10 protein-coding genes and 1 pseudogene are annotated in these 20,818 nt (G+C 46.0%); 2 read left to right on the plus strand and 9 right to left on the minus strand.

Going from position 1 to position 20,818, the window contains the following annotated elements; genetic code table 11:
* The 4 genes from Q0E49_RS05475 to Q0E49_RS05490 form a co-directional block, all read right to left on the minus strand.
* Window positions 1-1,830, minus strand: a 1,830-nt coding sequence (locus Q0E49_RS05475; RefSeq protein WP_295746929.1) for a YSIRK-type signal peptide-containing protein, incomplete at its 3' end; no start/stop codon positions are given.
* A 198-nt stretch (window positions 1,831-2,028) separates the two neighbouring features.
* Window positions 2,029-9,399, minus strand: a complete 7,371-nt coding sequence (locus Q0E49_RS05480) for a YSIRK-type signal peptide-containing protein (protein WP_295746930.1) — start codon at window positions 9,397-9,399, stop codon at window positions 2,029-2,031.
* 429 nt (window positions 9,400-9,828) lie between these two features.
* The gene (locus Q0E49_RS05485; protein WP_295746931.1) at window positions 9,829-15,966 is read right to left on the minus strand and encodes a BspA family leucine-rich repeat surface protein; all 6,138 of its coding nucleotides are present in this window, start codon (window positions 15,964-15,966) and stop codon (window positions 9,829-9,831) included.
* A gap of 229 nt (window positions 15,967-16,195) precedes the next feature.
* Window positions 16,196-16,660, minus strand: coding sequence for an Rrf2 family transcriptional regulator (locus Q0E49_RS05490; protein WP_295746932.1), 465 nt, complete (start codon window positions 16,658-16,660; stop codon window positions 16,196-16,198).
* Between the two features lie 146 nt (window positions 16,661-16,806).
* Here Q0E49_RS05490 and Q0E49_RS05495 point away from each other — a divergent pair, with 146 nt between their 5' ends.
* Window positions 16,807-17,256 (plus strand): hypothetical protein, encoded by a 450-nt coding sequence (locus Q0E49_RS05495; protein ID WP_295746933.1) that lies wholly within the window; start codon window positions 16,807-16,809, stop codon window positions 17,254-17,256.
* Between the two features lie 388 nt (window positions 17,257-17,644).
* Here Q0E49_RS05495 and Q0E49_RS05500 read toward each other — a convergent pair.
* From Q0E49_RS05500 to Q0E49_RS05515, 4 genes and pseudogenes are all read right to left on the minus strand, one after another.
* Window positions 17,645-17,758 (minus strand): annotated as a pseudogene (locus tag Q0E49_RS05500) (LPXTG cell wall anchor domain-containing protein); the annotation flags it as partial.
* A 442-nt stretch (window positions 17,759-18,200) separates the two neighbouring features.
* Window positions 18,201-18,599 (minus strand): type II toxin-antitoxin system death-on-curing family toxin, encoded by a 399-nt coding sequence (locus Q0E49_RS05505; RefSeq protein ID WP_295746934.1) that lies wholly within the window; start codon window positions 18,597-18,599, stop codon window positions 18,201-18,203.
* Window positions 18,600-18,601: 2 nt separating this feature from the next.
* Complete coding sequence (locus Q0E49_RS05510) at window positions 18,602-18,853, minus strand: hypothetical protein (RefSeq protein WP_295746935.1); 252 nt, start codon at window positions 18,851-18,853, stop codon at window positions 18,602-18,604.
* 359 nt (window positions 18,854-19,212) lie between these two features.
* Window positions 19,213-19,899: a type II toxin-antitoxin system antitoxin SocA domain-containing protein gene (locus tag Q0E49_RS05515; RefSeq protein ID WP_366509541.1), complete on the minus strand. Its 687-nt coding sequence runs from the start codon at window positions 19,897-19,899 to the stop codon at window positions 19,213-19,215.
* Between the two features lie 25 nt (window positions 19,900-19,924).
* On the opposite strand from Q0E49_RS05515, the gene Q0E49_RS05520 reads away from it, so the two are divergent.
* Window positions 19,925-20,218: a hypothetical protein gene (locus Q0E49_RS05520; protein ID WP_295746937.1), complete on the plus strand. Its 294-nt coding sequence runs from the start codon at window positions 19,925-19,927 to the stop codon at window positions 20,216-20,218.
* 111 nt (window positions 20,219-20,329) lie between these two features.
* On the opposite strand, the gene Q0E49_RS05525 is transcribed toward Q0E49_RS05520, so the two are convergent.
* Window positions 20,330-20,659, minus strand: coding sequence for a helix-turn-helix transcriptional regulator (locus tag Q0E49_RS05525; RefSeq protein ID WP_295746938.1), 330 nt, complete (start codon window positions 20,657-20,659; stop codon window positions 20,330-20,332).
* Window positions 20,660-20,818: the final 159 nt, after the last annotated feature.

The raw sequence follows: 20,818 nt of genomic DNA on the forward strand, positions 1-20,818 counted from the left end.
GTTCTTATCAGCATGGTAACCAGCAACCGTTGGTGCAGAATAATCATCCATACTGCCCGTTGTCCAGTTGCCATAGGTTACTTTTCCGGTAACTTCGTCCACCGTGGCCGTCCGTGTTAAGTGCACTGACTGGCTGTGGTCTTCACGAGTGCCATCTGGCTTAACCACCGTAATCTGACGTGTGATCGTCTTGTTCAGGTCCTTCTCGGCAACGCCCTCTGGGTACTTCTTCCCCGGATTGTCTGGCAGCTTGTCAGCCGGTGTCTTCGGGTCAGTTGGTTGAACCGTGGTTGTAGTATGTTCAATCTTGACCGTAACATCAGGGATCCCGTTAACCGTTGCCTTTTCCGTACTTGGAATGTTCTGATTTAGCACTCTTTTATAACCAGCCGGAATATGCGGCGTAACCGTTACATCATCCCCAGTACGCCCATTGAGCGGCGTCCGGGGGCCAACCTCGGCATTACCATTGTCGACATCAACATAAATAATGTTCCCTGTCTGTAGTTGCGGAAGATACTTAACAATAATTCTGCTACTTTGGTCAACATACTTAACCGAGACACTCTTCACTTTATCTGTATCAGGCTTGTAGCCCGCTACTGTTGGCGAGGTCACTTCCCCAAAAGTCTGGTTAGTGACATTATTCCAAGATGTCTTACCCGTAACTAGGTCTGTGGTCCCCGTTTGGGTAAAGTTAGCGGTCTGAACCGTATCTCGTGGGGTACTAGTACCCGCACCTTCGTAATGAATTGTTCGGGTGACGCTAGCAGTGCGCGAAGCAGGCTGCGTTTGGTGAACAAGGTGAATCGTCAGCGCTTCATTGTTTCCGGTAAAGGTATGGTTAAAAGAACTCTTCCCCGTCACTAATCGGTAGTGCGGAGGGACCGAAAGATTGAAAGTGTGACTCTCTCCTGGGATCCCCTGGGCACTGACTGGCGTTCCCACAGGTGCAGAATTGTTGTCATCATCCACGAGTTGAACCGTGACGGTTGATTTTTTGATTTCCTTGTAATAAATATCAACTTTGATGTTTGGCTGGTCGAATAGCCTACTTTGCGCTGATATTACCGTACCCTTTGTACGTGGCCCACCATTGAGCGAGTAATAAGACTCGTATCCTTGTTTCTGGTCAATCCGATACTCATCAAACTTCGCTACTGGCATAACTTTAGCAATCTGCTGGTCAGTTAACGTCGATGGCGTGGTTTCTAGGACAATTTGGGTACCATTAATAAATAATACTTTCCCATTTAAATAAGCTAATTGAAAACTAGTGGCCCCAGTCTTATTCCCCTTATCGTTGTCCACTTGTCCATAAAAGACTTGTCCTGAAGTTGTGATGACTTGACTACCAGTGTGAACCTGATTGACTACACCATCAAAAGCCGTAGTCGAATACGTTTCGCTAATTGACTTTGATAAAGTACTGTTATCGGGATTATGGTAAGTAATCTGTTCCTGGATTGTCTTATTATAGGAACGATAAAAAATATCATTCGTAACTTGATCTATCTGGCCATTATCATCCACATTAGTGGCCTTCATCGATGCCAACGCCTGTGCTGACCAGCCCTGGTGACCAGTAGTGTCCAGATTTTGGGCCGACTTATCCTGTTGCCCCTTTGATGTCGTCAGCTGACTTTGGGTTGTTGCATTATCAGTAGCATTGGCTACCGCCGCGTGTGCCTCAATATTCGTCCCACCAAGGTAAAGGGTGGCCCCTAATAATACTGACGCCACGCCCACACTGAGTTTGCGCAACCCATAATGTGGCCGCCGTCGTGCGTTCTGTGCTGCTTTTTGGTTCAGGTTAGCCCGTGAAACCATTTTTAAATCCTCCCATATCGCTAAAAAAACTAATTATTAACGTTTTAATTATACGTCATTTGAAAAAATTAGTGAAATCAAGTTTAACTACTATTTAGACAACAGAAAAAGGCCCTCCAGCTCGGTTAAACCTAACTCGAGAGCCTTCTTTGTGCTAACGGCATATCACGTTAGCAATTCTTGAGTAGTGCAACATTATTAATCATTCTTCCGCCGGTGGCCACCAAGTAGTCCCATCATGCCTAGCAGGCTGGCGAAGCCCAGCGAAACTAAGCCGCCAGCATGGTCATTACCAGTTTGTGGCAAAGCAGCGTCCTTCTTCGCGGCTGCCTGTGCTTGCCCAGCTGGCTGACTACCCTGAGCAGTACTTGATTGTGCCTGCCCTGGTGTTGGTGTCGTCGACTGACCATTACCAGGCGTCTGCTTAGTTGGCTCACTTGGAACTGCACGGTATTGAATTTCTACTGGTTCCGGCTGGCTAGAGATAGTCACACCATCAATCTGTGGTGCCGTCTTGTCAGCCGTGTACCCCGCAATTTGCGGCGCCGAGTAAGCAGCAAAGCGATCATTGCTGGTCTTCCAGCCGCTGTACTGAACCTGGCCAGTCACTTCATCCACTGTTGCCGTCCGGGTAAAGTGAACCGTCTGGCTATGATCTTCACGAGTCCCATTTGGCTCAACCACCGTGATTGTCCGGGTAACCGTCTTATTCAAGTCGTCCTGGTCAACACCAGCTGGGTACTTCTTACCCGGGTTATCCGGCAAAGTATCACCTGGTGTCTTCGGGTCCGTTGGTTGAACCGTTGTCGTGGCGTGTTCAACCTTCATAGTGACTTCAGTGATTCCCTTAGCTGTGACCTTTTGCGTTATTGGGAAGTGCTGACCTTCGCTGATCTTCCAACCAGCAGGAGCATGCGGAACAACCGTAATGGTCTCACCAGTCTTACCACTTAATGGCGATTTCTCACCAACCGGCTGGTTATGACTATCAACATAAGTAATCGTCCCCTTGTACTGGTTTGGTTTGTAGTCAACCGTTACCTTCTGGTCTTGGTCAGTTGACGATACAGAAACACTTGGAACTTTGTCCTTTGTCGGCGTGTACCCCGGAATTTCTGGGACATCGTACTCATCAAAGTGGCCTTTTGACCACGTGCCAGGGGTAACTGTGCCATTAACCTCATCAACAGTAGCGGTCCGAGTCAGAGTAACAGTCTGTTTCTCAGTCGTATGGGTACCATTAGGCTTGTTGACGATGATTGTCCGGGTAATCGTCTTATTCAAATCATCCTTTGCAACACCCGCTGGGTACTTCTTGCCTGGGTTATCCGGCAACGTGTCGGCTGGTGTCTTTGGCTGACCAGGGGTGACGGTAACCTTCTTGTGCCTTACATTGACCGTCACAGTTGGTACCCCAGCAGTTCCGGCCGTTACAGTGGCCGGAATATGCTGACCCGGTACCTCCTCGAAGCCAGTTGGAATGTCTGTGGTAACAGTTACTTCGTGGTCAGTCTGTCCTTTCAGCTGCGTCTGACCAACTTCCTTACCATGATCATCAATATCCTTGTAGGAAATATAGCCTTTTTGGTCCTTCGGCGTGTAGGTAATATTAACCTTCACATCTTTCTGACCATCCTGAACAGTAACCGCCGGAATATCATTGGCATCCTGCCCATCGATCTTGATGTGGGCGGTGTAGCCATCAATTGGAGTTGGTGTTACTGCTGTCCAATCCGTCTTATCCTTCGACCAGTCACCATAATGGACAACTTTACCTGTGACTTCATCGACCTTCGCATCACGCGAAATCTTAGCAGTCTGGGTAACTGTCGTCTGATGACCGTGCTGGTCAGTCGTGGTAATTGTCCGGGTAATCGTCTTATTCAGATCCGTATCATGTGCACCATCAGCGGGCTTCCCTGTTGGTGTCTTACCACCTTCAGGTACCGGCTTCTTATGGCTAATTTGGTCAATCTTGTGCTGAACCTTAACCGTTACAGTTGGGATACCCGTTGATGTTGCCTTTTCCGTACTTGGAATAGTCTGATCTGGCACTTGCTCGTAACCAGTCGGGATCTCTGGTGTAACTGTGACGTCGCTGTCAGTCTTACCCGTCAGTGGTGTCTGACCAACTTCTTTCCCGTGGTCATCAACGTCAACGTAGGAAATCTTCCCCGGTTGGTCGTTTGGCGTGTAGGTAATATTAACCTTCACATCATTCTGACCATCCTGAACAGTAACCGGTGGAATATCATTGGCATCTTGCCCATCGATCTTGATGTGAGCGGTGTAGCCAGGAATAGCGTTGGTCGGTACCGCTGTCCAATTCGTCTTATCCGTTGACCAATTACCATAATTGGTAACTTCACCGGTGACTTCATCAACCGTCGCATCCCGCGAGATCTTGGCAGTCTGGGTAACCGTCGTCTGATGACCGTGCGGATCAGTCGTGATAATCGTCCGCGTAACTGTCTGGTTCAGATCCGCATCATGCGCACCATCAACCGGCTTCCCCGTTGATGTCTTGCCACCTTCGGGTACCGGCTGTTTATGGCTAATTTGGTCGATCTTGTGGTCAACGACCACCGTTACTGCCTGGGGTGTGTCTTGGAAGGATGTGAGTGGCTGACCATCGGCACCCTTATACTTATTCTTAATTTGCGTTAATGGGTCCTGCCCGTCAACACCCACGTAGCCGGCTGGCAGCTTCAAGGTTGTCTTCTCATTGTTAGTACTAAAGGCATCGCCAGGTTTGCCGGTCAGTTCCTGCTTGCCAACCGTCTGCCCATCCTTGGTCTGGTAAGTGACAGTTAACTTGCTTGGCTGAGCTTGGAGGTAGAAGTCCATTGACGGCATGGCTGGATTAAAGTTTATGTTCAAATATTGATCCTGTAATGTATACCCACTACCAGTTGCGGCATCATCATACTCAACACCCTCCGGAACTTCCGTTGTCGTCCAACCATTTGGTGTCACCACTGTTACTGGGTAACCATTTAATCTATCATGAATCGTCAAGCTCAGGCGGACACCATATTTGTCCCCTCTAGAATCAGAATCGTCAGTCTTAAAGAGGTCAGCACTGTCTGGCGTTCCCTTCAAAACTGGCTTCCCGGTAACCGCATCGGTAACGACTTGACCATGGTAGGTAATTGTCGCAGTGTGAATTACCTTAGTCGTCCCATCCGGCATCTTTTCAATAATCCGGTACTGCCGGGTCACTTCGCCAGTCTTTGGATCATTCTTCTGTTGGTGAACCAGCGGGATATTAACCGTCTTCGTACCGTCAAGGGTAACCGTCGTTGGTACTTGGGCATCAGCTGCTAGTTGGTAACCCGCAGGGATTGTCGGCAGATGAACATCCTTTGACTCACCGGCTTGGCCAGCAACCTTCACTGGTGCGACCCCGCTGATCGGTTGGTAGTTATCATTAGCATCCACGTACTGGTAGGTAACCGTACAATTTTCCGGGTCCTGCGTGTACTTCCAGACTAGCTTAATGGCTGGCTGATCCATACTATTAATCTGATCAATCGTTAACTGGCCGAGGTCCTGCCCATTAACCTTGAGCGTCCCTGCCGGAACAGCTGCTGATGATTGCCCATTACTATACTTATCATACGCATCAATAAGTGAGGACAGCTTAACTTGAACCGTCATCACCGGCTGTTCAAACTTGCTGCGGAGGGTGCCGTTAAGACCATCATATTTTTGCCAGCCAGCAACCAGCTTATACTGGTCACCATTCTGCTCGTATGCCCCCAGTTTCGAGAGATCGATCGTCAAGGTAACGGTCGACCCCTTCTGAGTCAACGTTAAGTTGATCCCACGCTCTGCCGCCTGCCGTTGTGCCATCTCATAATAGCCGCTTGTACTTACCAGGTAAGAAATCTTTCCAGTCTGTAAATTAGTCCGTTTGTAGATACTGCCATTACCAACCATCCCGCTAATTGCAGTTTGCACAACGTTCTTAACGTCGTTGGTCAGCTGGTCAAATGAAGTTTCACTTATCTGGTTTCTAAAGTCATCAGGCAAACTGTCTAACGGCTTAACACTGCTATTAGCAGGTTCAACCGCTACCGAAGCTGACGACAACATTGGAACAGTTGCAGAATCATACTTATACCGACTAACCGGGATCGCAACAACCGTTTCTTGACCATCACTGAACTTTTGGCCGGCCATGGAATACGGCAAAGTCCAATCGCTCAGCCCCTGCTTTGCCAACCAAGACTTGGACATATCCGAAATTCCACTGATGTCAACCACTTGGTAATGGTCATGCTGACTGCTGAGGTAGTCATTAACTTGTTTAACATCATCCGCAGAAAGCGTCGTGTTCCCCGTGCCGTGGAAGGTCAGGGTCTTGATGGCCTGCAGTGTCTTACCGCTAATATCAACAATCTCGACCTTCATGGTTTCCTGCTTGGCCGGAACCAATTCATACTGGATGGTATCGTCATCAGCATCGTATGTAATCTTGCCGTTCAAGTTTAACTTACCATTCGGGTAATGCTGGTCATCACCCTGCCAGGTCTTGGCCCCATTAATAACAGTAGTACTGTCTAATTTAAAACCGTCTGGGATCGTCGCTGCTAGTTCCTGGTTATTTTGATCATAAACGAGCCCTTTTGTATCATTGCCAACGTTTGTTTGCTGGTCTTCCAGCGCAATGGTGTGTTCCTGGCCCTGCTTGTCAACATAGTGTACCCGCTCATGAACGGTGGCTTGACCAACGATGTCAATTGAAGCTTCAGCATTAATTGGGAGGGTCTGCTCACTATAAGACTGAGCCGCAATGGTTGCCTTTTTGCCAATTGCTGGCACAAGGCTGCCGTCAACAGGAATCACATCCAGCGACACCTGGAAGGAATCATTAGCTGATAGCTTATTAACAATCAGCATCAACGACTTAACCGCTTTCAGCTTGTCAGTACTCAGGCTGGCTAGCGGAACAAACCCATTCCGACTAACCTTGTCAGTTCCACTAACGTTTACTGCCGTGGTGGAAGCCAGAACAGTAACACCCGTCACCTCTTTACCGGTCTTGGTGTCTACCACGTGGATGCTATCCTTGTCGAGGTAGGTGGCCACGTTCTCCTCATCACTAGTGGTGGGCAAGTTGATCACCAGCGTCGGTGCTTGGTAATCCTGCGAATCGGCATTAGCGACCGTGGTAACAAAGTGAAGCTTACTTGTCCCAACATAGGTGGATGTCCCACGGACAGCTAACCCGGCATCGAGGTTGCCTTGCGCCTTGGCGTTAAGATAATGACCAGTTGCTGTTTGAACGCGAGCACTAAAAGTCGATACCAGCCGTACATCATGACCAGCAACTCCCGGTAATCCCTGGACTTGCTCGCTAGTTGCTGCTTGATTGGTCAGGTTAAGTTTGCTGATATTATCAGCGGTAAAGTAGATTGCTCCCTGGTCGGACTGATTAAGGTAGGCCCACCCAGTGACAAAATCGTGGGGCAGTTCATATATCAACTCGGATAAGTCCGCAGCCTCGACAGTTCCACGGTGCACAAAGTGTAAGACCATCCGTCCATTAACTGTACTAGTAGTTAAAAGCCAGCTTCCATCATTATGCCAATGATCCGCGCCACTAACGGTCTTTGGCAAAATAATCCAAAATTGGGGGTTCTTCACAATGGTGGTTTCTAGGCCTGCATAATCACTCTTGGATACCTGATCACTGACAACATTATGTGTATAATAACCAAAACCGTCAACCCGATTAGTTAATGAAACCGCTGACCCTGGATCAACATTAGCACCTTGCTTAAGATCATATTCCACCGTGGTCGACTTATACCCGGCAACGTATGCTGTTTCCTTTGACTTATTCAGATCTAATACTGTTGTTTGGCCACGCTTGATCTCTAAGGCAATCACCAGTTGATCTCCCACAGCAACTTTACTACCATCCCGATGCGTTTTGCTCAAATAACCAAAAAGTTGAACCGTTTCGCCAAAATCAGCCGGTAACTGAGCAGGCAACTGGTAGCTAAACTGAACCACCCGTTGTCCCTGACCGAAGTCAATCGACCCGTTGTTAACGGTATACGTCTTCGTCTGGCCGTTGATATCGGTCACGTTGACCGATTTCACCGCTTTGTTAAAGCCAGTTAAACGGGTAATAACGTAGTCATCAGACAAGTTCCGAGTAATCGTCAAATCATGATAACTGGGCAAATCATCCAAGTTATGGTGGTCCTTATTCATATTAGACCCCCAGCTAGACTCTCCCAGCTCGGTTTCTTTCTGCGGATCATATATATGCAAGCCTTGGGTGATATTGTGATATCGCAGGTCGTCCCCTTTTAGTACCTGTGGCACGGCCCTAATTAATTCTTTGTAACCCGGAACGTTAATCGTCACTGGCTGACCAGCTAACTGGGCAGTAATTTGACCACCATCAATTGATACCTGCTGGTCTTGTTCCGGACGTGTAAAGTTTTCATATTTACCGTTAATAACAAACAAACGATTGTTCTGTTTAGGATCCCATTCAACCGAATCAGCTGTAATCGTGATCGGTGATCCTGCTTTTTCTTGCGTAAATTTAATATTTTGCGCATTGATAGAGGTGTTATCGATCCCGGTTGCCTGAAAATATTTGGGAACGTTAACAACCATTTTAAAGTGGGTAAGCGTAACCGACGCATCTGAATACCCATTGTCGGTCTGATAAGTCAAACCATCAGTTCCACCCGGTACCGCTCCTTCATTTGTAGTTGTTCCCGGCGCACCACTAAAATCAGTAGTAACAGTAAGTTTTGGCTGTGGGATGTGCTCAACCAGTGTCAGCTGGGCAAGTGGCGTCTGATCATCATTCTGGTAAATCTTGATTTGTCGTTGAAAATCGCCAAAGTACTTCAAATCAATATACGATTTGATAGATAGCGTGATTGGCACACTGATCGTCCCCACGCTATCATTATTCATCGTTACCGAAAGAGTCACTGGTCCCTCTTGCAAGTTACTGCCAGAGTCACTATTGATATATGCGTTGCTGATTGGACTGACGTGGACACCGTGTAACCAGGTGCTCTGCGGAACCTCAATCCGGAAAGTATCACCACGATGGTAGTTGGCCACTTTCCACGTTAAGCCAATTTGGCCGCTGTCCTCACTCACCGTGCTATTCCCAGCATCCACGGTCAGGGTACTCTGAGTTTGGCTTGCACTGTTAGTAGCGGTCTTAGTGGCAGCAACCTTATTGTCATCCAGGTCCGTAGCTTGTTGAGCCCGCGCTTGGCGAGCAGCTGATTGAGCGTTCGTTATCGCTGCTGGTGCGGCCTTCTTGGCCGCATCCAAAGTGACCTGCTTAGCCTGCAGCTGCTGACTATCCGACTGGGTTTGCTTAGCAGCATGGTCGGCAGAGTTGGCGGGAACGTTAACTGTCTGCGTTGCCGCATGGGCAACAGTGCTGGCACCACCTAAATATAAAGTCGTCCCTAAAAGAACCGAGGCTACCCCCACGCTCAACTTTCGCAGGCCATAGTGTGGCCGCCGATGAGCATTTTGCTCAAGTTTATTTCGCCAATTATTCTTGGAAACCATTGTTTGTCCTCCCAATATTATGACCAACCTACTTTTATTAACTTCTTAATTGTATCGCTTTCACACAAAGAAGTTAATCGAGTTTAACTAATTTACTAATCAATTGATATGTCGATTATTACTGGGGGAAACTACTTTTTCGTTGTAAGATCGTTTATATTTTTACCGGCCAACTGCCTGATCATCGGCTATAATTGTTCTTAGCAATTCATTAATTGCCGCCTGTTTTAGAGATTATCAGTATTATCAACTAACTAATCCACCGCTTTACTAACAGCAATCATTAAACCATGACCACTCAACATTGTTACGTAAAAAGCCTCCAAACCAGTGCCGAAGTACTGATTTGAAGGCTTTCTTTTTGTCCGCTGCGTTCCGCCAAACATTTTCACGGTAGTCCGAACAATCGTTTAACCATGTTGGTCCTTATTAATCTTGCTTTTTACGGAAACCGAAGAGTTCCAGCATCGACAGTAGGCCAAGACCTAAGACCGTCATGTCAGAATGGTCATTACCAGTTTGTGGCAATTGCCGCTGGCTTGCTGACTTCTGGTTGTCGGATTGTGTTGCTACACCAACACTGTTGACCGTCTCATGGCCAGCTGTTTGTGCCTGGCGATTTGCGGCGGCATAAGTGATGTTAACAGTGGCAGCAGCGGCATCAGCCGTGACATCCATCCCCGCAATTTTGCGTTGACTCGGTGTGTAACCCGGTACTGCCGGCACATCATAAGCGTCCCAGTGGCCGGTACTCCACTGTCCGTACGTTACGTGGCCCGTCAGCTCGTCAACCGTTGCCGTCCGGGTCAGGTGGGTCGTTTGCGTTTCAGTAACAACCGTTCCGTCAGGCAGCATAATCCGGATTGTCCGGGTAACCGTCTTGTTCAAGTCGGCGGCGCCCACGCCAGCTGGGTAAGTCTTGTCAGGATTATTTGGCAAGATATCCTCCGTGGACTTTGGTGCGGTTGGCTGAATCGTCGTAGTAGCGTGCTTGATCGGAACCATGACGTTATTGCTGTTGCTACCGTCTGGGGCAAACGTTTCCGGCAACTTCGGTTCAGGCCCATCAACTGCCCACCCCGCTGGAATCTGAATCCGCTTACCAGTAGTTGGTTCGCCGGTGCGACCAGAAATCTGTTGTTCAGGAACGGTGGTACCATCCCCCGTCTGGAAGTGGACATGGATCGTTGCTGGGTCCGCAATGTAAGTTACTGTTGATTGTGAATCCGTCCAGTGGTTAATGTCGTCCTGGCTTGGCATCCAGTTACCAACGCTGCCGGAAACACGCTTAGTGTATCCTGGCACATCAGGTGCGTTCACTGCTTTCAGCGTCTGAGCCGGTGAATCACTAGCAACAGTCCAGTTACCATAATCAACGTCACCAGTGACGTCATCAATAGTCGCTGGCCGTTGGTAGTTAATCTTTTGGGTCGTCGTCTGTGGCTGCTCACCCGGCTTGGTAATCGTGATCGTCCGGGCAATCGTCTTGTGCAGGTCGCTGTAGGTAATGTCTTTAATAGGCTTACCATCACCAGGCTGCTTATCTGAATTACCAGCAATTTTGGCCCCTGGCGTCACAACATCGGCTGGAGTGACAGGCTTGATGCCGTGCTTGACACTAACCGGCATCGTTTGTTCCTTATCATTCGGTTGGAACTTGCCACCCGGTACTGGTTGACCATCGGTCGTGACCCAACCAGCAGGAACCTTTGGCGTTGTGATGTTTTCACCGGTGTGACCATTAACACTCGTGGAAATGGTATGCTTGTCCGACGTAGTTGTCCCATCTGGCTTAACAACGTTGCCATCGCCGTCCACGAACTGGTAGTCCTGGTGGGCAGTGTTAGCCGTGTAACCAACGGTGGCGGTAGTGTCCGGGTCGGTAACCTTGACAGGCTTAGCAGCAACAGTTTGCGGTGTGTAACCGTCAACCGGGTCTGGCGTGTAAACCACAAAGCTGGTCTCAGCGTCAGGCGTCCATTCATTATCACTAAGAGTAACCGCTCCTGTGACTGTGTCAATATGGGCTGGTCGACTGAAGGAAACCTTTTGGATCTCCGTTGCCGTTGTCCCATCTGGCTTTTCAACCGTAATCGTCCGGGTAACCGTGTGGTGCAGGTCAGCATAGCTAATTGCCCGGTTAGGCTTATTATCACCAGGGTGGGCGTGATCGCCAGCAATTTGTTGGACCGGCTTAGTCAGTTCGCTTGGTTTAATCGTGACCGAACCGTGCTGAACCAGAACGGTGATCGGCGTCTTATCTGAATCAGGGCCAAAGGTACCACCAGGAACCGTCGTCCCAGGAATAGTGACCCAACCATTAGGAACACTCGGCGTGTTAATTTGGTCGCCAACCTTACCATTAACGGTCGTGGAAGTGGAGTGTGGGTCAGGATTGGTCGTCCCGTCCATCTTAATGACTTTCCCATCGCCATTAACGAACCGGTAATCCTGATGGGTGTCATTAGCGGTGTAAGTAATCTTCACCGTCTGGTTCGTGGTATCGGCAGTAACTTGTTCGCCGTCGACCCTAGTCCGCGAAGCGGTGTAACCAGGAACGGTCGGCACGTTATTAAATGCTAAGAAGGAACCAGTTGACCAGGCGCCAGGTTTAACGTCACCAGTAACGTCATCGATCGTCACACTCCGCGTTAACGTAACCGTTTGCTTGATCTTTTGTGGTGTGGTCTCACCCGGCTTGGTAATCGTGATCATCCGCGTAATCGTCTTGTGCAGGTCGCTATAGGTAATATCGTTCTTCGGCTTGCCATCACCAGGGATCTTATTTTCATTACCCTTCAGCGGCTGGTTGGCCGTCACTTTATCCGGATGGACAGTGATAATCTTGTGGACAACCGGAACTTGAATTGTCTTTTCCTTATCATCCGGTTGGAATTTACCACCTGGTACTGGTTGACCATCGGTCGTTACCCATCCAGCAGGAACCTTTGGCGTTGTAATAATACCATCGGTTTGGCCATTAACGCTTGTGGAAATAGCATTTGGATCCGCATTGGTGGTCCCATCAGGCTTGATAACGTGACCAGCATCGTCCACGAACTGGTAGTCCTGGTGCGCCGACTTGGCCGTGTAATCAATGTAGAAGTCCTGATTCTTTGGGAATTCATCAACCGGCTGTTTGCCCCAGTAAACATCCACGTAATACGTATGGTTTGTCTGGTCGTAGCTAATGTGCAACGGCGTGGTTGCAGCTGGTAGCTTATCCATATGCAAATTAATCGTATAACCATCCGGCGCTGGATCATAAGAGCCAGTGCCAGCAGTCGTATCATTTGGTAAGCCGTGACTGCCAAGATGCAGGGCTTGCCCACTCATCTCATAGGTGTTGTGTGGATCCTCACCCTGGCCAGAAACGTCGGTATATTTACCATACGTAATCTTGCCAGTTACCAGGTCCTTGGTTGCTTGCCGGTACTGGGTCGTCGTTAACGTCCAAATCGTCTTCTTCGTACCATCAGGCAATTTTTCGATGATGTGGAAAGTTGAGGTAACCGGATCCTTCTTTTCAGCCGTAGTAGCATCCTGAGTATCGTGCTTTAAGTGAATCTTCACCGTTTGGTTAGGCTGCTTGAATGTATATGTTGTTGGAATACTTTTACCATCTGCTAAAACATAATGTTCTGGCACCTTCACCGTCTTGCTCGGGTCAACCGTCTGACCGGATTCACCAGAAATCGTGACTGGGGCACCAACATTCTCCTCGTTCTTATCGTCATCGACCAACTGGTAGTAAACGTTTGTGGTGTAGGTAATGTCGAAATCCTGGCTCTTTGGCATCTCATCATAGCCTTCATCGCCCTGGAAGATATCCATTGTTAAGTGGTTATCGTCAGCCGGAACCGATGCATGGTCACGCTTATACCAGTTCTTAAACCAGATTGGGCCATCCATCCGGACCCACTGGCCGCGGTTAATTTTCTGAATAACATCTTCGCCCTGCGGTCCCTTTGGCAGGTGAGCAGTATAGCCAGATACTGTATCATACGTTGTTTCACCAGCTGTGTGGTCATCTGCTGAGTACTGGTGATGGTTAGCCCAGGTGCCGGTAACGTAACTGGCATTAGGTCCTTCTTGGAATTGCCCATATTTGTAAGTTCCGTCAGCATTCTTAATTAATGGCCGGTAGAAGTCACCATCGAACTGCAAAATGGTCTTCTGCGTTATTCCACCATGACCATCGGGAAGCTTTTCAATTACCTTGTAAGTCCGGTGAACAGTCTCACCAACATCATAATTACCAGCGATCTTCTCCAGGTCGGTTGTCCCTTCAGGAGTAATCACATCGCCATCAGGAATCTTAGAACTTGGATTATTTGTCACTGCTTTAAAGTTAGTCCCGGTAGTCAGTTTCGTTAACTGCTTGTTGAGGGCATCCTGGTTAGCGTAGACAAAGTCCTGCTGCTGGCTACCAACTGGTTGTGGTTGATCATCCTGCAGTTGAACGTAGTGAATCGTGTCGGCCGGGTGTCCCGTTCCGTTATGCCCATCACTTTGGGTATTCATCTTCTGCAGGGTGGCATCATTGGAAATGACAATCAACGGTTGGTTACCAGCAAAGTCCTTAGCAGTGAAAGTACTTGGCGTGTTGACCAGGTCGTTGGCGATGATGGTTGTCGGGTTCTTCAAGTTGGCAAACATATTAGTAGTGCCGACCCCACCACGATCTGCAGTCGTCATCTTATCGTTAAAGTGCCAGCCGGAGATATTGATGTTCTTAATTCCAGAACGATCGAACATATTAAACATCTGGGTAACGTTGTGGACATCCCAGTTATGGATGTCACCAATGGAGGTCAGGTCCGGCGTGTTTTGAAACATGTAGTCAAAGCCGGCATTATAGCCACCATCAGCATTGGGGTTGGCCGTCCCGACTTGACCCGTTTGCCAGTTGCTGAGGTCACCAACACTAGTCAATTGGGTACCCTGGAACATCCCAGCCATATCTTTAACCTTGGCAGTATTCCAACGCGAAAGGTTCCCCACATGTTTGAGTGAACCAATCGAAACGGTTTTGCCAGTTGCACCATTGTTTTGACGACTATCAACATCTTCCCGGAACATTTGTCCCATATATTCCACATTGGAGGTGTCCCAATTGTCAAGATTACCCAGGTCAACAATACTGTGAGCAAAGTCAAACATCGACTTCATGTTCGTCACCTTGCCCACTTGCCAATTATCTAAATGACCAACCGACTGCAGAGCACCATCGAACCGAAACATGCCTTCCATCGTTGTCACATTGCCGGTTTGCCATTTACTGAGATCACCCAGATGTTTCAAACTGTCCATCCCGCGGAACATCTGGGACATATCCGTGTCTTTTGCCAAGCCCCAGTTGTCTAAGTTACCCAGGTTTTGAATCTTCCCGGTATCGTTAAACATATTGGCAGTGGTTACGGCATTATTCAACCGCCAGTTGCTAAGGTCACCAACCGTCGTCAAGCTAGTCGCCTCATTGAACATGTCGTTGGCTAAGATTACCTGGTCGGTCTTCCAGCCACTGAGATCTAAGTTGGTCAGATTCTTATCGCCAATTACCAAGTTATCAATGTACTGGAAATTGGTGGTGTCCCACTTGTCAATGCCCTGAATGGTCTTGAGGTTGTCGTCCCAGGCAAACATGTGACCAATAGAGTGCATATGCGGCGAGAAAGTCCAGGCATCCAGTCCAGTAATGCTTTCCAGTGCCTTATCATTCATGAACAGCCCCGACATATCTGTCAGCTGGGAAACGTCTAATCCGGCGACATCAATGTGTTTCAGGGTCTGATTACCGTGAGTCCCCTGGTCATCACCGGAATGGTCACTAACGTGGGGGCCAAAAGCGAGGTTGAACTTGTTGCCGGCATTGTTGGAGTCATAGTAGCCAACAGCGACGACCTTGTCATTCGCATCCGCCGCCCGTTCAATCGAAATGCTAGTAGCTTTCTTCTCGTTAACTAATTGCCGAAGGAAATCATAAGTCAAGAAGACCTTTTGACCAGCCGTGATCTTACCAGCATCACGGAAGGACTTGGCATTTGGAATGTAGAAGTCCGTTCCCTGACCCGTGTAGTTGGTCAGCGTAATCCCGTCACTAGCGGTGGTGTACTGCCAGTCGTCGACGTTGTACTGGTTAGCTGCGGGTGCCTGCGTGGCGGCCAAGTTGGTCGTTACCGTCGCCGGGTTCACGGTTGGCTGCTGATTACTTTGCATCGCTGAACCGTCATGTTTAGTGGGAGCCGTTACCGGATCACTACCAGTCTTCGATGAATTGGTGTTATCAGCAGTTGTTTTCTCTGGTGACGGCGTCCTTGTCGGTTGATCTGCCGTGGTAGTTTTTCCGGCTGCCGTCTTAGTCGCATCCGTACTGGTTGCTGGCGTGGTCGAGCTAACTGCTGCCGTTGCCTGCGACTGACCGTCAGCAGCATGCACCGCCGTTCCGCCCATAAACAGCAACCCGACTAGCACCGAAGCAAGCCCGACACTGTACTTTCGCAACGCAAAACGTTGCCGCTGGTCCATCATTTTGCGCCTAATTTCTTTCCGATTATTACTACTCAAAGTATTGGTCCTCCCCCACAAGATCTGCTTTTTAACAGTTAAATTATAATCCTAAAAAAATATTTGCGCAATTGACGAACTGCTGGTTATCAGTATTCAATGCCGTTAACAAGACTTAAAAAGTCTGCAACGAGGACAACCCCGTATACAGACTCTTGTTTTACTTATTTCAACTGCGATCAGTAAAGGCGATTACTAGTTTCACCTTGCTTGGTCCAATCACCAAAAATCACACTCTTTTTGACCAGTCGATTACCATTAACTTGCCGCTTTCATCTTTTGGTACTAATTCCGTCAAATGGTGTTTTTTGAGTTCATTATTAAAAGCTGTTTCCGCTTGTGATAGTGTTGCCGTTAATTGTTTTTTACCCTTCTTGACTAACTCCTGATTCTCAAATAATTCACCGACATGACTATTATTAAAATCAATTGTTAGCTCATTTTCTACTGCTTGATAGATATCAAGGTAGGTGATTTTATTAGGATTTTTCTGCAGATAATACCCACCATTTTTAGAAGAAATGGCGTTAATTAAACCAGCCCTTTTTAGTTTATTTGCGATTTTCAGTAAATACGTATGTGAAGCACCCAACCGGTCACTAATAATATTTGATTTTAAAGGGCACTTACGAGGCTGCTCTGCCAGCATTACTAAGATTCCAATGGCTTGAACAAACGATTTACTTACTTTCATTCATGACACTTCCTTATTAGTAATTATTCGTCAATAACCCTTACGGACTTTCCAAAAATTTTATTATCCCTCTCCCGATCCCTTGACAATTATAGTCCACGGATATAAAATGTCCACAGTTGTCTGGTATGAAGGAGGGAATTGCGATGTTTAAGGTGATTCAGCAACAGTTTGTCCCTGTGTTAATTATTATTTACATTGCTTTTAAACAACTTCGCCCTAAAGAAATTAAAGTTGACTCAAAAGGCAAATATATCATTCTGGCAATCGGGATATACGATGCTTATATTGCCATTGCTAATAAACAGCTTATCATCAATTACCAAACAGTTTTAGGATTAATTTTTACCCTCCTGATCCTTGCCGGTGGATTTGCTTTTGCCCGCGCCTATACCTGTCAAGTCTGGCAAAAAGATGGCAAATTTTATCGTCAAGGAAATTATGTCACCATGATCTTATGGATAATCATGATTATTTCACACGCAATTACTGATCACATAATTACCGGCCTGGGTACTACTTTTGTTCTTTATCTCGGAACTTCGCTAGTCGTCCAGCACCTTGTTTTATTGAATAAAATCAAGAATGCTAACTAAATGATCAAACTAATTAACCCGTTTCCTTATTTAATACAGTTATCGGTGCAAAATCAACCAATTTTGCACCGATAATTCATTTATTGAACCGCAAAGCAGTTTAATTTAATTATCACATGGACAAGTACCAATCTATGAAACCACTGTATCAAGAGTTAAAAGTCTTCACATAGCGCCGCATATCAACTACCCAAGCAACTGCAAGCATAGCTGTAATCACCCAATCTGGCCAACCGTTAATCAGACAAGCTAAAAAACGACCCATTTTTCCAAATCAAAAAGGCAGAAGAGCATCACTCTTCCACCTTTATTCTTAATTTAAGGAACAAATGGGCGAGGCGAACACAAGAAATACCTCTTTAATGCAGGCAACCCATGTCCACACGAATTATCCACGCTTCTTGTTAATACCAGCTAGGCCAAACATCCCCAGTAAGGTGGCAGCGCCTAAGCCCATTAAGGCTGAACTGTTGGCATTACCAGTTTGTGGCAGCTTCTTAGCTGCTTGTTGTGCCCGGTAAGCTTCGCGAGTCATCACTGGTGCGTTGGAACTCTTCACAGCCTTGCCGTTGATAACTTGCCAACCAGCAAGGACGTGACCATTAGCGTCAACGACTTGGTTGTTAACAACCTTCGCACCTGCTGGCAATTGTGCAGTAGAGTTTTGATCGTTGTCACGGTGAGCTGGTACTTTTTGCTTAGCATTGGTATCAGGCTTGGGAATTTTTTGACCAGGTACCTATTGCCTTAAAAGGCCACAAAAAAGCTTGCAACAACAACGATAAACGCTGTTATTACAAGCTTTTGTGATCTTTATTATGCTAACTAGGGGTGCTGTTGTGTAGTAGCTGAGGTATTGGTACGACAGCATTCAACTCTAAACGTGTTAAGTTTTCTTGTTAATTCTATGATCAAAAGTTGGTGTAATGGGATTTACATCAAAATTACTTTCGATTAATTTGATGTTTCTTCAAATATTCTGCCACCTTCAACATAACTTCCTCTGAGTCCGGAGAGTTAGTAACATCTAAAACCATTTGCCCGGCCTCAATTCCTTCAAAATGGAGGGTTATTCCATTCAGAATTAAGAATACTTTGGCAGCTTCAAACGCTGTCCGTTTATTGCCGTCAGCAAAGAGATGCTTCTTAGTAATCTTTTGCAGATAATACGCTGCTTTTAACCAAACCGTTGGATAAGCTTCCCGGCCAAAGAAAACTTGCTTTGGCGCTTCGATAACACTATTCAATCCATTATTATCCAATACGCCAATTGAACCTTCACCCGCCCGACGAATGATTCGTTGGTTAATTTCAATTAACTCTTCTTGGGTTAAATATTTCATGGTTACTTATCCTTTAGGAAGTCCAAGATTGCTTGATCTTCATCTAAACTCTGATCTAAAATTTCAGAAAAATGATCATGGACCTTATTATCAGTATCAGCAGCCTTGATCACCACACTACCATCATGTGAATTAAAGGTCACATTAATCTTGTCGTTAACCTTCAATCCTGCTGCATCCATAATATCTTTACTAATTCGCACCGCACTGGAATTACCCGATTTAAAAATTTTAGTTGGTGACTTAATAACCATTATTAAGACTCCTTTCCATTTGTATATACATTTAGATTATATAATATATACGTGCATATATCCATGTTGATCACATATCTTCGCCATGTCAGCAAGCCAAGCACTTCAACCACTCAAAAATGCCTACCAACATCCGCATCTGTTAACAAACGTATTAAAGCAGCGCCATTTCAGTAACAAAAAAGCCTGTAACTCCAATAATAAACGCTGGTATTACAGGCTTTCGTGCTCTTTGTGGTGCTCACTAAAGTCGCTGTTTTAGGGCAGCTGAAATATTGTTATGCCAGCATTTCCGAACATTTGTGTTAATTCTATGGACATCAAACATAGTCAAAAGTTGATGTATTTGGAAAGAACAACTATTCTTCTATTCCACGCTTAAACGTATCAAAAATCAACTGATCCTTAATCACTTCTCGATCTGGTGTTAAATCCCACGGTGAACCTGGTCGATGAGTTTGCTTACTTAGTCGAGCAGCGTTGTAGTTAATGTAATCTTCGTTCACTTTACTGAGAAGCTCTACAATCTCGATATCTTGTGAAACGAGGTTATAGTCATTCATCGCTTCTCTATCTGGTTTATCAATGTCCAGAACAGTTTGACCATTAAACTTATCATGAACTTCTGTTATTAATGGACCATATTGAAAGTGAACGATCGTTGAAGAAAATAATTTATTTCTGGTTGCGGCTAAAAATCTCCCATACGCAATGTAGAGTAGTTTAATGACCTTCATTTGCGTTAACGGGTCAATATTTAAGTCACTATCTCTTTCAAAGTAGTTTTCAACCCGGAGCCAATTTGCTAACTGTACAGCCGTAAACTTAGGTTGTTCCTTTTGTGATTCAACAATACCATCATTATTACTTAGATAAGAATTAACCTTTGAAACTAACTCATCAGAGTAATCATTCTTTTCATCAGCAATATATTGTTGAAGCACATCATCGTTAGCAATAAGCGATTTTAGGAGTCGATTATTGGCTTTAGTTGGAAATAAAGTGCGATGGTGTTTGGACTTTTTAAACAACTTATTAGGGAACATTTCAAAGCGGAAAACGCCGTCATCTTTGATTGTCAAAAAAGCTTTTAAATTATCTAAAGGAGGTAGTATAACTAAAAAAGATTGTCGTGACTTGTTTATTTACAGCGCAGTGCATTATCCGAATAGTTGCTATCCTTACAGCGTTTCTGCTGCTTGCCATCAACTACAACAACGTCTTGGCTTGCTAGAGCCTATCAAAGATGGAAGATTTTTGTCACCAGCCTTCAAGGATTTTTCTGCCACGTTTATCCCGCTTTTTTTCGAGATAACGACCACCGCAGAGCCATTTGTTTCGCGTGGAACTTTATTGCTAGGTTAGCTACAGGACAAGTCTTTCTATATAGATAAAAACAAGAAGCGAGCTGTTCCAGCAATGGAATAGCCCGCTTATTTCTATTAGTTAATTTAGTAGTACTTAAAAATATCTACATCAATTAGTCGAATATTTACTTAATTCAATAAGTTTAAGAATCGTTTTACATAGTTGTTCACGATTGTCATCGTTTAGTTGTTTCAGAAACTGAATTAACTTCTGCGTTTGTAATCCAGCTAAATTACGATCAGCGAAAAAAGTTTCAATTGGAATATTCAATGCAGAAGATAGTTTTTCAAGATTTCTAAGTTTTATGTCTGAAATTTGTTCCCATTCTACTCTTGAGATAAAGCTCACAGATACGTCTGCCTTTTCACTCAGCTTTTCAATACTAAGTCCCAGTTCAGTCCGTTTTTCACGCACCAATCTGCTAATGTTTTTAAGCAAGTTACACCGTCTCCATCGTTTATGTTGTTTATTCACCACGCTAAAGGAGAACGTTCACTTTCAACAGATCTTAAAAGAGCTATTTTTTCTACTTAAAGTCAAGTTATATCAGTACTTAGCGACTGTATTGACTTGGCTTTTTTAGATTATTATGTTCAA

Source organism: uncultured Limosilactobacillus sp., assembly GCF_934202235.1.
GTDB lineage: Bacteria > Bacillota > Bacilli > Lactobacillales > Lactobacillaceae > Limosilactobacillus.